This window comes from Pseudoalteromonas sp. GB56, from assembly GCF_054923835.1.
The window spans coordinates 1973940-1988234 of sequence record NZ_JBPCHK010000001.1; the positions used below are offsets into that span (position 1 = coordinate 1973940).

Genomic DNA, 14295 nt, shown 5'->3' on the forward strand with positions numbered 1-14295 from the left:
ACTCCATACATTCCAATAGTGAGCGTGCTCACATTTAAATTGAGCGCGTTCACTTTTCTTTTGAATATAAAAAATAATATAAAATCAACAAGCAATGGCCGTTTCGTTAAAGTGGCCATATTGCGCAGATGTTGGTAAACATTAGGTATATTTATATATTAAGGCCTTCTTTTAAGGCAACCATCTTATGCAAAATAGGGTGAAAATTGCCGTGTGATTTGTGTACATAAAAGATACTGCGCTGTGCAGTGATAGGCTCCTTGATAGGGGCAAATAACTCATGGGTTACCGTTGCAAGATACTCACTTAATGATGAAGGATTTTTTCGTCGTATCATTACGCTTCTTGGCATGCTTTTTCATCTGTTTTTTTGTATAATGCGCGGCAAATTTGTTGCCATATAAATTTGTGGCGGTGGTCTTTGCGTACACCCTGAGGCAATAGTGCTTCGCGCAAAGACATCTAATTACGTATCGTTTATACCCGAGGAGTAGCAATGAAAGTAGGTATCATCATGGGGTCTAAGTCTGACTGGCCCACAATGCAACACGCAGCGGACATGTTAGATAAATTTGGTGTTGAATACGAAACCAAGGTTGTTTCTGCTCACCGTACTCCTCAGTTGCTAGCTGATTATGCTTCTTCAGCAGCCGACCGTGGTATAAAAGTGATCATCGCGGGTGCAGGTGGTGCGGCGCACCTACCAGGCATGGCGGCAGCCTTCACATCTTTGCCTGTGCTCGGTGTGCCTGTTAAGTCTAAAGCACTCAATGGTGTTGATTCTTTGTTATCTATTTGCCAAATGCCAAAGGGTGTTGCGGTAGGCACGCTTGCAATTGGTGACCCAGGTGCAGCCAACGCTGGTTTACTCGCGGCGCAAATTTTGGGTTGTCAGCAACCTGAACTTTTAGCAAAAATTGACGTATTCCGTAAAGAACAAACTGAGACTGTTCTAGCTAATCCAAATCCAGCTGAATAAGGGCTGCAGTGAAATGAAAATGTTAGTGTTAGGTGCAGGTCAATTGGCGCGCATGATGGCGTTGGCAGGTACTCCGCTTGATATTCATATTTGTGCTTATGATGTTGGTACAAAACAAGTTGTTCATCCGGTTACAGGTGAAGTGTATGCACTGACTCTTGAGCAGGCAATTGCGCAGAGCGACAGTATCACGGCAGAATTCGAACACATCCCAGCCGATGTTTTGGTACTGTGTGAACAAAGCGGTAAATTTTTCCCAGGTAAACAAGCGATTGAATGCGGTGGTGACCGAGCAAAAGAAAAAGCGTTGCTTGAAAAAGCGGGCGTGCCGAGCGCACCTTATGTTCTTGTTACTGAACGTAGCCACTTAGACAAAGCAATTGCACAGCTTGAGCTTCCATTAGTTATCAAGACTTGTCAGGCAGGTTATGACGGTAAAGGTCAATGGCGTCTAAAAACTATCGCTGATGCAGATGGTATTTGGGGTGAAATGGCAGAATTTCTAGCCAAAGACGAAGCGCACAGTATTATCTGTGAAAAAATGATTCCATTTGACCGTGAAGTATCCGTGATTGGTGCACGTGACCATCAAGGTAATGTGGCAATTTATCCTGTGACAGAAAACGAGCATACTCATGGTGTATTGACCCTGTCAGTTGCAGGTATTGTGGCCGATAGCATTCAACAACAAGCTATAGACGCGTATACCAAACTCGCTAATGAGCTTGAATATGTGGGCGTGTTAGCCATTGAGTTCTTTGATGTTGATGGCCGATTACTCGTTAATGAAATTGCTCCGCGTGTTCACAATTCGGGTCATTGGACACAGCAGGGTGCATACAGCTGTCAATTTGAAAACCACGTTCGTGCAGTCGCAGGGTTGCCTTTAGGCAACACTGAATTGCTCCAACCTAGTGCAATGATCAATGTGTTGGGACAAGCAGCAATTCCTACTACGGTGTTGAAAACAGCACAGGTACGCAGTCATTGGTATGGCAAGGGCGTTAAACCGGGTCGTAAGATGGGTCACATCAACGTGAGCGCACCAACGATTCATGCATTGGGTGAGCGATTATCTGAGCTAACAGAGGTGTTAGCGGAGGATGATTACCCCGGCGTTGGTGCATGTGCCAAGCGTTTGATTTTAAACTAACGCAATAATGCATAAAGAAGCCGAGCATCGCTCGGCTTTTTTATGCCCGTTCATTATTAACGTCAGCAGACTCTAATAAATAATATAAATTCATTATGTTAACTGATATCTTAAGGCGTTCAGGATTTTAGTGCTTAATATGGAAAAAGTATGAATCGAATATCTCTTGTGGCAGTTACCTCTATTTGTGCCTTCACAGTCACTGCCAGTGGTTGTTCAAATGTTACTTTTGATAGAAATATCGAAGTGCAGCAAGATACAACTATTCGGGTAGCAACATTCAACGTCAGTATGGATGGCTCTAATTACGAGAAAAATTTTACGTCTTTGGATGCATCGCCATTGCCACAGCTGTTGGAGGAAGGTGAAAACCCACAAATTCATAATATTGCCACTATAATTCAGCAGGTTAGACCCGATATTATCTTGCTAAACGAATTTGATTACACGGCTAACTGGCGTGAAAATGTCGCATTATTTCAGCGCAATTTTCTTAGTGTTCCGCATGGTCAATTACAACCTATCGAATACACATACAGTTTTAGCGGACCGGTAAACACCGGTGTGCCTAGTGAATATGACTTTGACGGTGATGGCAAAATGACCGCAAAGGCGGGTGACGCATATGGCTTCGGTTTTTATCCGGGTCAATATGGCATGGTTGTTTTAAGTCGCTATAAAATTGATGAATCGTCGATACGTAGCTTTATGAAGTTGAAGTGGCACACTCAAGAAGGGAGTACGATGCCCATGCTCGAAGGGCAGCCATTTTATGACAAGCAAACGTGGCAAGCTGCGAGACTTAGCTCCAAGTCATTTTGGGATATTCCTATAGATGTTAATGGTGACACTATTCATCTATTAGCATCGCATCCCACACCACCGGTTTTTGACGGACCTGAAGATAGAAATGGGCTCCGAAACTACGCGGAGATAAAATTATTAGCGGACTACATCTCAACTCAAACGCCTGATTATGTGATAGATGATAAGGGTGTACAGGGGGGCTTGAATCAGAATTCACGCTTTGTGATAGTCGGTGATTTGAATGCGGCACCTCAAGGCTCAAAAGCGCGCCCAGCGGCGATTAATCAAGTGTTACAACATCCTGCCGTAAACGCCAGCATTGTGCCCAAAAGTAACGGTGGAGCACACAGTGAAGATACGGTATTCGCTCAGTATTACACCGCAAGCTGGCGTGCTCGGGCAGATTATGTTCTTCCGTCGCAAGTAGGGCTAACCCCGATTGCCGGCGGGGTATATTGGCCACACGAAAATGAGCATGGCTATCAACTAGTGAGTGATCGAAAACTCTCTTCAGATCATCGGTTAGTGTGGATGGACTTAAAAATTTCTAAAATTGATTGAACTTAAATGTTCAAAAAGTAGTCTACCAGTTAATGAAGCAGGCATGGAGCTTGTTTTATTGCTAGCGCAGAGTTTTGGTCAGCACCCTTGCTGACCATTTTTTTGTCCCCTAACTTGCTTTGCACGAGTTTTGTCTAAAAAGATTGTCAATTCCGTAAGGATTTTGCTTAAATCCAAACACCTTGGATTTAAAAACTCTAATACTATGTTCCATAAATCTTTACTCGCTGTGACTATCGCATCGAGCTTACTAATGTCGGGTTGTCAAAGTACAGTCCAGCAGAGCGAGTCCGCTCCCGTCACAAACACACCGTCACAATCTCAACTTGCTGTTCAGACACCTACCAAAGCAGGTAGTGTTGCAATTACGCTCGAACAAGCTATGGCAGACCCAGATTGGATGGGTAACCAACCTGAGAATGCATATTGGACTGCTGATTCGAATACAGTGGTGTATCAGCAAAAGCAACAAGGCACAGTGCTGCGTGACAGTTTTATAAAACAGCTGAACACCAGCGAAGCATCGCAAGTGGAACTGAAAAACTTACATACTTTAGGTGATGCAGACGCGGTATTTAGCCGTGATAATCGCTTACAAGCCTATGAGTTTGAAGGTGATATTTTCCTTAAGAATTTAACTAATAACACCTTAATTCAAATCACCAAGACGTCTGCGTTCGAATCTGCACCGCAGTTTTTAAATGATAATTCTTTGGTTTATCGTGTGGGTAACGTGTTTATGCACGTTGACCTACAAACTTCTTTGCACAGCGAATTAGTGAATCTTAAGTTAGAAGACACGCCCGTAAAGATTGAAGAGCCAAAATCTTACATCGCCAAAGAGCAGCATAAGCTGATTGATTACGTCGCTTTGCAACATAAAAATAAGCAAGACAAAGCCAATCGTCAGCAAGCACTTAACGACGCCAATACAACGATTGTTGACGCCAATGTTTATTTGGGTGACAACAAGCGCCTTGTTGACGCGCAATTATCACCGGATGGTTCAAAACTGATTGTGGCATTGACTGACACGCGCAGTTGGCGAAGTGACGGTGATATTATGCCGAACTACATAACTGACGATGCAACCATTGCGGCTGTACCTGCACGTCGTCGCGTAGCGGACGCCAAGCCGCAAGAAACTGAATTGGTCTATATTGACCTCAATAATAAGCAAAAAACAACGTTGACCTACAACACGCTACCAGGTTGGGACGAAGACGTTCTAGCCGCGGTAAAAGCTGAAAATCATGCGCGTGAAGGTAAAACCTATCAGTCTGAAAAGAAACGCCGTGAAATCAACCTTATGATGGATTGGGGTTGGGATCAAAGTGCTATCGTCTGGAATAATGCGGGTACGCAAGTCGCTGTTATGCTTGAAGCATGGGACAATAAAGACCGCTGGATTGCGACTGTTGATTTTGCTGGTAAGAAATTAGTTAATCAACATCGTCTACATGATGACGCATGGGTTAATTACACTTTTAACGACTTTGGTTGGTTAAACAATAAAGATACCTTGTATTATCTTTCAGAAGAGTCTGGCTACAGCCATATCTACACTAAACCACTTAACGCGAAGGCAACGCAACGCACTAGAGGAAAGTTTGAAGTATCAAACCTGACTTTGTCGTCGGATGACAACTACCTTTATTACAAAGCGAACCAAAAGCACCCGGGGATCTTATGAGGTATACCGATTAAACCTTGAGAATTCGCAAGTTGAAGCTTTAACTGATCTCAATGGCATGACCGATTATGTACTTAGCCCTGATGAGAGTAAGGTGTTGCTAACGCACTCTACCGTGATGACACCACCTGAGCTTTTTGTTATCGATGCTGCGCCAAACAGTGAAGTAACACAGCTCACTCATACTGTGTCAGACCAATTCGTTGCCACTAAGTTAGTTGCTCCGAAAATTGTTGCTGTGCCATCGAGTCATGGTGAACAACCTGTGTATGCCAAAGTCTATTACCCAACGGATTACCAAGAAGGTGAGACAGGCAAAAACCGCAAAGCGGTGATATTTAACCACGGTGCTGGCTACTTACAAAACTCACATTTTGGTTGGTCAGGCTATTTCCGCGAGTTTATGTTCCACTCACTGCTTGCTAGCGAAGGCTATGTGGTAATGGATATGGATTACCGCGCATCGAAAGGTTACGGCCGTGATTGGCGTACAGCGATTTATCGTCAAATGGGTACACCGGAGACTCAAGATTTGGTTGATGGCGTAAATTGGATGGCTGAAAACGCAAACGTTGATGTTAAACGCGTTGGTACATACGGTGGTTCATACGGCGGCTTTATGACCTTTATGGCATTGTTCACTGAGCCAGAGCTATTCCAAGCGGGTGCTGCGCTTCGTCCAGTGAGTGACTGGGCTCATTACAATGCGCCATACACGTCAAACATTTTGAATCACCCAGATGTTGACCCTATCGCTTATGAGCGTAGTTCACCGATTTACTTTGCAGAAGGGTTGAATAAGCGTCTGCTGATCAACGCACCTATGGTTGATGACAACGTATTCTTCCAAGATGTGGTGCGTCTGGTTCAGCGCTTTATTGAGCTTGAGAAAGAGAACTTTGAAACTGCGATATTCCCAGTGGAACCACACGGTTTCGTACAACCATCAAGTTGGCTGGATGAATACCGCCGTATTTACAAGTTGTTTGGAGAAACGCTGTAATTAATGGAGTATAAAAAACCCAAGCTTAATGCTTGGGTTTTTTATTTAATAAGAACTCAATTGCGGCAATGGCTAAGCCACTTAACATCCCAAACAAATGTGCCTCTATCGCTACACGCGATTCAATCAATTGTTCCAAGTCAGCGCTAGCGCCAATAAATTGCTCATACCCGACTTTGCCAAGTACCCCAATCAAAAGCAGATAACCCGTTTTCTCTTTGTCCTGAATGTCCTTGATAGCACCATAAGCGAGTAAGCCATGCAAGGTGCCACTTAGTCCGACATAGATATCGATGTTATGACTAAACAGGAATATGAAGCCGGTACATGCAACAGAGATAACGAGCACATGGAGCCAATACTTACGCACACTATAAAAATGATGATGCAGTAGCCAAAGTGCGCCTACACCAGCCATATTCATTAACAAGTGAGCGGTGTTGCTGTGAACGACATTACTCGTAAGAATGCGATACCATTGCCCGTCGACAATTGCACTTCTATCAAAACGTAAATCAATGTTAAAGTGAAAGAGCATGATTAATGTGCATAAAATAATGAGTAATAACGGAGCTAACAGGGTTTTTCTTTTTGTTATTAATGCCAACATGGTGAACCGAATACAGAAACTTTGCTTTGCATATTGTGCCCGTTTAACTTTAAGATGCCAAACAAACAACGACAAATAAGCAGTGAGTAATGACATTCTCAAAACCATTTTTATCTCTAGCTATCACTCTTCTTCTCAGCACAGGCTGCTCAGCAACAGCATCATCAACAACGCCAGCACAAGTTCTGGCTGATAGAGAGCCTGAAGCCACCACCGCAATCGTTGCGAAAAAGCAAACTGTTGGTGAACGCTATATGGTGGCCGCTGCAAACCCGTATGCGGTAAGAGCAGGTGAAGCCGTGCTGGCCAAAGGTGGTAGTGCAATTGATGCGGCTATCGCCGTACAGCTTGTGCTGACACTTGTTGAGCCACAATCGTCCGGCGTGGGTGGTGGTGCCTTTATTCTTCACTACGATAAACAACACGAAAACTTGACTACGTTTGATGGTAGAGAAAAAGCACCAGCAAACGCGACACCTGAGTTATTTCTAGATGGCAATGGCAAAGCAGTGCGCTGGATTGATGCTGTTGTAGGTGGTCGTTCTGTAGGTGTGCCTGGGGTGCTAAAAGCGCTGGCAGACGCGCATCAACGTTATGGCACATTACCATGGAACGAACTATTCACGGATGCGATACAACTCGCTGATCAAGGTTTTAAAGTCTCACCTCGACTTCATAACTTATTGGCGCGTCGTCTTAATCCCGGCGTGGAATTAATACCCACCACTAAACAGTATTTTTTCCCAGGTGGTGAGCCACTCGCTGTAGGAACAATTAAAAAGAACCCAGAACTTGCCAATTTGTATCGCAAAGTAGCAAAAGAGGGCGTGAGCGCTTTTTATTCGGGTGAAAACGCTAAGGCAATAGCCAAAGCGGTACAAAGTAGTCCAATTGATCCAGGTTTACTTACCGAGGCTGACATCAATGCGTATCAGGCAAAAGAGCGAGCGCCTATTTGTGTTGGCTACCATACTTATCGAGTGTGCTCTATGGCACCACCGAGCAGCGGGGGAATGGCAGTACTACAAATACTCAAATTGCTTGAAGATAAGGACATGGGCAAATACCAAGCCAACGATCCGCAAGCACTTCATTACTTTACTCAGGCTTCCCGATTGGCATTTGCTGACCGCGAAGTATTTATGGCTGACCCAGATTTCCAACCGGTACCAACGCAAGCGTTATTGGATGCTCAGTATTTAGATCGTCGTGAGGCCCTTATCGGCGATGTCGATAAGAAGCAAGCGCATGGTAATCCGGTGACAGGTGTGGCTTACGCGAAAGATGATGCCTTCGAGCGCCCTAACACGAGTCATATTTCGATTGTCGATGCCAAAGGAAATGCAGTGTCGATGACCACGTCGATTGAAATGGCCTTTGGATCAACAGTTATGGCAAATGGTTATCTGTTAAATAACCAATTGACTGATTTTGCACTCACACCAAAACGTAATGGAAAATACGTGCTCAATCGCGTTGAAGGAGGTAAACGTCCGCGTAGTTCAATGTCACCTGTGATGGTGTTCAATGAAGATGGTACGCTACGTTTAGTTATTGGTTCTCCTGGTGGTAGCCGCATTATTAATTATGTGGCACAGAGTATTGTTGGCGTATTGGATTGGGGCATGACAGCGCAAGAAGCGATTAATATGCCACGTATTACCAATCGTAATGACAAAACTACGTTAGAGCAGGGTACGCCGCTAGCTGACCTTAAGGCTGAATTTGAGCGTCGTGGCCATAATGTGCACATAGGTGACCTAAACTCTGGCATTCATGCCGTTGAGGTTATTAACGGTAAATTGTATGGCGCCGCTGATCCGCGTCGTGAGGGCATCGCGTTAGGCCAATAACTTTGGCCTAAATGTTAATGCTTTTTCAGGGGCTTGTTGTTTATTTGCAAACAAGCCCTAAATCCAACAAAGATTGGTCCTACTTGCCGATTTCGGTTTGCTTTTTAATACTAAGCAGCAATAATATCAGGCAATTGTATTCTGCGCTTAGTAGGCATCATGACTGATAAATCATCTGCAAAAGAAAATCACACATCCGATCCAAATTATCTTTATATTCCTTACTCTGGTCCGACCTTATTAGAGACACCGCTATTAAACAAAGGCAGTGCGTTTACACAAAGAGAACGCCAGAACTTTAATTTAGCGGGTTTACTTCCACCTCGTTTTGAAACTATTGAGGAACAGGTTGAGCGTTGTTACCAGCAGTATTCAAGCTTCAGAGACAATCTCAACAAGCACATTTATCTTCGTGCAATTCAAGATAATAACGAGACGCTGTACTACCGTCTTGTTCGTGATCACATCGATGAAATGATGCCGATTATATACACCCCAACAGTGGGTGATGCGTGTGAGCAATTCTCAGATATTTATCGTAGCTCGCGCGGTTTATTTATCTCCTACGAAGACAGACACAACATCGATGATATTTTGCGCAATGCCACCAAAGGCAAAGTAAAAGTCATCGTAGTAACCGATGGTGAGCGTATTCTTGGCCTTGGCGACCAAGGTATTGGTGGTATGGGCATTCCAATCGGTAAGCTTTCGCTTTACACCGCGTGTGGTGGTATCAGCCCAGCCTATACATTACCAGTGATGCTTGATGTGGGTACAAACAACGAAAAGCTCCTCAATGATCCTATGTATATGGGTGCGCGTCACCCGCGTATTGGCCAAGAAGAATACGATGAGTTTCTTGATTTATTTATCAAGGCTGTAAAACGTCGTTGGCCTAATGTTATGTTGCAGTTTGAGGATTTTGCACAGCCAAATGCAATGCCATTGCTAAAGCGTTACCGTGACGAAATTTGTAGTTTCAACGATGACATTCAAGGTACCGCGGCTGTGACCGTAGGCACATTACTCGCTGCGTGTCGTGTAAAAGGCACAAAACTTAGTGAGCAGAAAGTTGTGTTTGTTGGCGCTGGTTCAGCAGGCTGCGGTATTGCAGAACAAGTGATCAGCCAAATGGTTTCAGAAGGGATCAGTGACGCCCAGGCGCGTAGTCAGATTTATATGGTAGATCGCTTCGGTTTATTGAGTGAGGGTATGGAAGGGTTGCGCGACTTCCAACAAGCGCTTGTGCAAACAAAAGACGCTTTAAGTCAGTGGACTTACAGTGGTGACTTTGCCTCATTACTTGATGTAATGCATTGTGCCGAGCCGGGTATCTTGATCGGTGTCTCCGGCCAACCGGGATTGTTTACTGAGCAAGTAGTGCGCACTATGTCTGAAAATTGCGAGCAACCGATTATCTTCCCATTATCTAATCCTTCAAAGCAGGTTGAGGCACACCCTCAAGATGTGATTAATTGGTCAAATGGTAAAGCAATCATCGCTACAGGTAGCCCATTTGGCAAAGTGAGTTTTGAAGATAAAGAAATGCTGATCCCGCAATGTAACAACAGTTATATTTTCCCAGGTATTGGCTTGGGCGTGATTGCCATCAAAGCGAAACGCATCACAGATGAAATGCTTATGGCTGCCAGTGAAACCCTCGCTTCTAGCTCACCGTTGGCAAATGAAGGTAAGGGCAGTTTGCTTCCACCTCTCACTGAAATCGAAGCATTGTCTAAGCGCATCGCTTTTGCGGTTGCCAAAGTAGCGATTGAGCAAGGTGAAGCGCTTGAAGTGAGTGATGAAGATATCATCAAAGCGATTGATAAAAACTATTGGCTTCCAGAGTATCGTAACTACAAACGTGTCAGTATCTAACTTGTGAACACTTGAATAAACGCCGCACTTAGTTGCGGCGTTTTGCGTTAAAGGAAAGGTAAAGCAAGACCAAATACAGTGCCTTTTGCACGGGCTTTATGAATAATGATAGTAGGTAATTATGCAATGTAGTGTCATGGAACTACGTTGTCAGGGAGTACAGTGAATTTTGAATTGGCAGCAACTAGTTGACAATCGACAGCGGTTCTTTTGGGTTCTGCAAATAGCGGGATGGATTGGCTACGCGTTAGTTAACTATATCGGTTCTAAGGTTTTCGAGATGCGTGATATTTACGTATTCGTGATCCTATTGAACGCCTATGCTGGCTGCTTAATGACCGTCCCATTGCGGTATCTATATCGCAGAGTTTGGAACGCTAGCCCATGGGTGTTAGTGATTGTTGTGTTTGGTGTTTCGTATTTAACAGGAACGCTGTGGTCGGTCGTTAAGAAGTTTAACTTCTGGGAGATTTATCGTCATGGTTATCGTCCAGATGAATGGTTTTATTACTTTGAACAAGGCTTAGATTCCGTCTACATCATTCTTTGTTGGAGTGGCTTGTATTTCGGTATTAAGTACTACCAACTATTGCAAGGTGAACGTCAAAAAGCGTTGAAGGCCAATACAATGGCCCATGAAGCAAAACTTAAAATGTTGCGTTATCAATTGAACCCGCATTTTTTGTTTAACACGCTTAACGCTATTTCCACGCTTATTTTGGTGGAAGAAAACAAAGACGCAAATAAGATGCTTTCGAGGTTGAGTGATTTCTTACGTTATACACTCAACACCAATCCAATTAGAAAGGTGCCCTTAGAACAAGAATTACATGCACTTAGCTTATATTTGGATATTGAAAGAGTGCGTTTTGATGACAGATTAACTGTCGATATGCAAATTAGTGATGACGCGCGCCAAGCAATGGTGCCGAGCTTAATTTTGCAACCACTGATTGAAAACTCATTGAAGTATGCCATTGCGCAGATGACCCAAGGCGGGGAGATTAAAATCAACGCGCAAGTATTTGCCAAAGAGCTGTTACTTGAAGTGAGTGACAACGGCCCAGGTGCTGAATTAAAAGATGGGCAGCTAATGCAGGCGTCCGGCGTGGGCTTAGCTAATACCAAAGATAGACTAAAGACCCTTTACGAGAACAATTATTCATTTGTATTATCAGGGAATACGCCGACTGGTTTAACGGTCAATATTCGTATCCCTTTTGAGAAGGCTGTAACAGAGTGAATACCATAAAAACCATTATTGTTGATGACGAGTCATTGGCACGCAAGGGCTTGGCAGTGCGATTAGAGCAACTTGAAGAAGTTGAGCTAGTGAGTCAATTTGCCCAAGGAAGCGATGCAGTGGCTTTGTGTCAGGAACAACAAATTGATTTGGTGTTTTTAGATATTCAAATGCCGGGTATGAATGGCTTCGAGGTGGCAGATGCGCTCACGCATTTACCTGCGTCTCATCAGCCACTCGTCGTTTTTGTTACCGCCTTTGATCGCTATGCCGTACAGGCGTTTGAGGTGCATGCATTAGATTATGTACTCAAACCTGTGGACGACGACAGACTAAAACAGGCGGTGGAAAAAGTGCAATCACATTTAAAAACACAACAAGATAATGCTCACAAGAAAAAGCTGGCCAGTTTTGTAGCTGGTATAACAGGCAACAATTGTGAGGAAATCCTTAAGAAACTCGCTTCGGGTGACAGCTTAGAAACGAAGAAATACCCTGAGTCGCTGGCTGTCAAAGAACAAGGTGAGATTATTCGCGTACCAACTAACACAATTCAGTGGGTTGATGCTGCAGGGGATTACATGTGTTTACATTGTAGTGATGGCCAGACTCATATTCTTCGCAAAACGATGAAAGAGCTAGAGCGTGAATTAAATCCAAGCCTTTTTGTGCGTGTTCACCGCAGTGCTATTGTTAATTCAAAGCAAATCAGTAAATTAGTGACGCAAGTCAGCGGCGAGTATCTGCTCGTATTAGGCAACGGTCAGGAATTAAAAGTAAGTCGTAGCTACCGTGACAAGGTTAAAGCCGCATTAGCTAATTAAATTAATAAAATTTCATCATGTATCATCTGTAAGAACGAGGCCAAGTGCCTCGTTTTTTTATATCTGACTTCGTTTTTATGTCTGTCGGGTAACTGTCGGGGTAAATTCGGCAACGACAATGCTAATATGTATCTATTCTCCTAACCGATTGAAAATGTGAGCAGTAGGCACAGTATGGATTTAAAGCACTTACGGTTGAGTCGACGACTATCGCAAGAGCAACTTGCGCAAATGTCTGGGTTAAATGTCAGAACAATCCAGCGCATTGAAAGCGGAGCAAATGCGAGTATGGAGTCTCAAAAGTGTCTAGCTGCAGCTCTCAACATTGACATTGAAACGTTGAATAAGGAGAACTTTATGCCAGATAAACAATCGGATAATTATCAGGCTTTACCGATTTTTTTAAAAATTTGGTTTGCATTTAACTTTTTGCAATTACGCTCAACACGAAAGACGGCAACACGAGTGGAGTGGGTGAGCCATCTATTTGGATATGGATTCTGTTTACTTGGATTCGTTAATGAAGCTGCATTGGCCGGTGGCCTCATTATGTTGACCATGGGCTATTTGTTTACGCTATTGAAATACCAAGGCGACAAATACCAAATTTGGTATGGGGAGAATTAGTACATCTGGTAAAGTTACACTCGAGGTCGACTCGCAAGGTTTCGACCTCTGAATGCTTATAAGCGATATTCTTTAAGTTTTGCAACGAAGTCTACATTGCGAGCATGCGTATCAGATGTGTCAGCTAAGCAAGTCGTTGTCACTTGCCCATTCTCTACGCCAATCATAATACCTGTATCGCCTCGTTCAACGTGTTTAACCGCCTCAACTCCTAACTGGGTTGCAAGGATACGGTCACCTGCTGCTGGCGCTCCACCGCGTTGTACATAGCCCAAAATCGCACTTCTACTGTCAACTCCGGTGTAGCTTTTAAGTTGCTCTGCGAGCTCTTGAGCACTCATACTCAGCGAGTGCTCAGCCATAACAAGCACATAGCTGTGAGCCGCGTCATTCGCCAAAGAATGAGCGACATCCTGTTTAAGCTTGTCGATGAATTGTTGTTCATTGTCGATGAGCTCTTTGCAAATGATTTGTTCAGCACCACAGGCAAGGCCGGCTTCCATAGCAATAATTCCACAATCACGACCCATCACTTCGACTACAAATGTCCGTTCGAACGCTTGTGCTGTATCACGGATTTTATCTATACAGCCAAGTGCTGTGTCGATGGCAGTATAAAAACCGATCGTAGCATCAGTTCCCTTGATATCGTTATCGATAGTACCCGGAATGCCGATGATTTGCCCAGGCCAGTGTTTTGCAAGTGCTTGTGCACCTTTAAAACTGCCGTCACCGCCAATTACTATCAGCGCGTCTACATGGCATTTACGCAAACTATTCGCCGCTTGCAATAAACCTGATTCGCTATGCATAGCAGGGCAACGAGCTGACTTAATAATTGTGCCGCCACGGTGAATGATGTCATTTACATCGCGCGCTGTGAGTTCAGTGTAATGTTCGTCGATGAGACCATTGTAGCCACAGTAGTAGCCGATGACTTGGAAGTTACTTGCCAGAGCTTTGAGGGTAATTGCTCGAATGGCGGGATTCATTCCGGGGGCATCGCCCCCGGACGTGATAATTGCGATACGTTTTTGTTTAGACATAAGTCTTTGCTTGTGTTG

The 14295-nt window shown here is 44.0% G+C and carries 11 protein-coding genes and 1 pseudogene; 9 read left to right on the forward strand and 3 right to left on the reverse strand.

Annotated features, from left to right (window positions below):
- Window positions 1-151: 151 nt before the first annotated feature.
- A complete protein-coding gene (locus ACH19P_RS09420) occupies window positions 152-337 on the reverse strand; it encodes a hypothetical protein (protein WP_462158328.1) in 186 nt (61 codons plus the stop codon).
- A 159-nt stretch (window positions 338-496) separates the two neighbouring features.
- Here ACH19P_RS09420 and purE point away from each other — a divergent pair, with 159 nt between their 5' ends.
- From purE to ACH19P_RS09440, 4 genes and pseudogenes are all read left to right on the forward strand, one after another.
- Window positions 497-979 (forward strand): 5-(carboxyamino)imidazole ribonucleotide mutase, encoded by a 483-nt coding sequence (purE, locus tag ACH19P_RS09425; RefSeq protein WP_462158329.1) that lies wholly within the window; start codon window positions 497-499, stop codon window positions 977-979.
- A gap of 13 nt (window positions 980-992) precedes the next feature.
- Entirely contained in the window at window positions 993-2132 is a 1140-nt protein-coding gene (locus tag ACH19P_RS09430; protein ID WP_462158330.1) for a 5-(carboxyamino)imidazole ribonucleotide synthase, read from the forward strand.
- 150 nt (window positions 2133-2282) lie between these two features.
- Window positions 2283-3500 carry an endonuclease/exonuclease/phosphatase family protein gene (locus ACH19P_RS09435; RefSeq protein ID WP_462158331.1) on the forward strand — a complete coding sequence of 406 codons (1218 nt, stop codon included), beginning with the start codon at window positions 2283-2285 and terminating at the stop codon, window positions 3498-3500.
- 205 nt (window positions 3501-3705) lie between these two features.
- Window positions 3706-6196: pseudogene (locus tag ACH19P_RS09440) on the forward strand (S9 family peptidase).
- Window positions 6197-6221: 25 nt separating this feature from the next.
- Here ACH19P_RS09440 and rrtA read toward each other — a convergent pair.
- Entirely contained in the window at window positions 6222-6734 is a 513-nt protein-coding gene (gene rrtA / locus ACH19P_RS09445; RefSeq protein ID WP_462158332.1) for a rhombosortase, read from the reverse strand.
- 161 nt (window positions 6735-6895) lie between these two features.
- Between rrtA and ggt the strand changes: the two genes are divergently transcribed.
- The 5 genes from ggt (at window position 6896) to ACH19P_RS09470 (ending at window position 13231) form a co-directional block, all read left to right on the forward strand.
- A complete protein-coding gene (gene ggt / locus ACH19P_RS09450) occupies window positions 6896-8659 on the forward strand; it encodes a gamma-glutamyltransferase (RefSeq protein WP_462158333.1) in 1764 nt (587 codons plus the stop codon).
- Window positions 8660-8818: 159 nt separating this feature from the next.
- Complete coding sequence (locus ACH19P_RS09455; RefSeq protein WP_462158334.1) at window positions 8819-10537, forward strand: NAD-dependent malic enzyme; 1719 nt, start codon at window positions 8819-8821, stop codon at window positions 10535-10537.
- A gap of 169 nt (window positions 10538-10706) precedes the next feature.
- Entirely contained in the window at window positions 10707-11780 is a 1074-nt protein-coding gene (locus tag ACH19P_RS09460; protein ID WP_462158335.1) for a sensor histidine kinase, read from the forward strand.
- Window positions 11777-12604, forward strand: a complete 828-nt coding sequence (locus ACH19P_RS09465; RefSeq protein WP_462158336.1) for a LytR/AlgR family response regulator transcription factor — start codon at window positions 11777-11779, stop codon at window positions 12602-12604. Before ACH19P_RS09460 ends, ACH19P_RS09465 begins: the two co-directional genes overlap by 4 nt.
- 174 nt (window positions 12605-12778) lie before the next feature.
- The gene (locus tag ACH19P_RS09470) at window positions 12779-13231 is read left to right on the forward strand and encodes a helix-turn-helix domain-containing protein (protein ID WP_462158337.1); all 453 of its coding nucleotides are present in this window, start codon (window positions 12779-12781) and stop codon (window positions 13229-13231) included.
- Between the two features lie 56 nt (window positions 13232-13287).
- Here the strand turns inward: ACH19P_RS09470 and ACH19P_RS09475 are convergent, their stop codons facing one another.
- Window positions 13288-14277 carry an ATP-dependent 6-phosphofructokinase gene (locus ACH19P_RS09475; RefSeq protein ID WP_462158338.1) on the reverse strand — a complete coding sequence of 330 codons (990 nt, stop codon included), beginning with the start codon at window positions 14275-14277 and terminating at the stop codon, window positions 13288-13290.
- Window positions 14278-14295: the final 18 nt, after the last annotated feature.

Bases quoted from the DNA above. Each gene is read 5' to 3' on its own strand.
- ACH19P_RS09420 (WP_462158328.1), bottom strand. From the start codon at position 337: ATGATACGACGAAAAAATCCTTCATCATTAAGTGAGTATCTTGCAACG.
- purE (WP_462158329.1), top strand. From the start codon at position 497: ATGAAAGTAGGTATCATCATGGGGTCTAAGTCTGACTGGCCCACAATG.
- ACH19P_RS09430 (WP_462158330.1), top strand. From the start codon at position 993: ATGAAAATGTTAGTGTTAGGTGCAGGTCAATTGGCGCGCATGATGGCG.
- ACH19P_RS09435 (WP_462158331.1), top strand. From the start codon at position 2,283: ATGAATCGAATATCTCTTGTGGCAGTTACCTCTATTTGTGCCTTCACA.
- rrtA (WP_462158332.1), bottom strand. From the start codon at position 6,734: ATGCTCTTTCACTTTAACATTGATTTACGTTTTGATAGAAGTGCAATT.
- ggt (WP_462158333.1), top strand. From the start codon at position 6,896: ATGACATTCTCAAAACCATTTTTATCTCTAGCTATCACTCTTCTTCTC.
- ACH19P_RS09455 (WP_462158334.1), top strand. From the start codon at position 8,819: ATGACTGATAAATCATCTGCAAAAGAAAATCACACATCCGATCCAAAT.
- ACH19P_RS09470 (WP_462158337.1), top strand. From the start codon at position 12,779: ATGGATTTAAAGCACTTACGGTTGAGTCGACGACTATCGCAAGAGCAA.
- ACH19P_RS09475 (WP_462158338.1), bottom strand. From the start codon at position 14,277: ATGTCTAAACAAAAACGTATCGCAATTATCACGTCCGGGGGCGATGCC.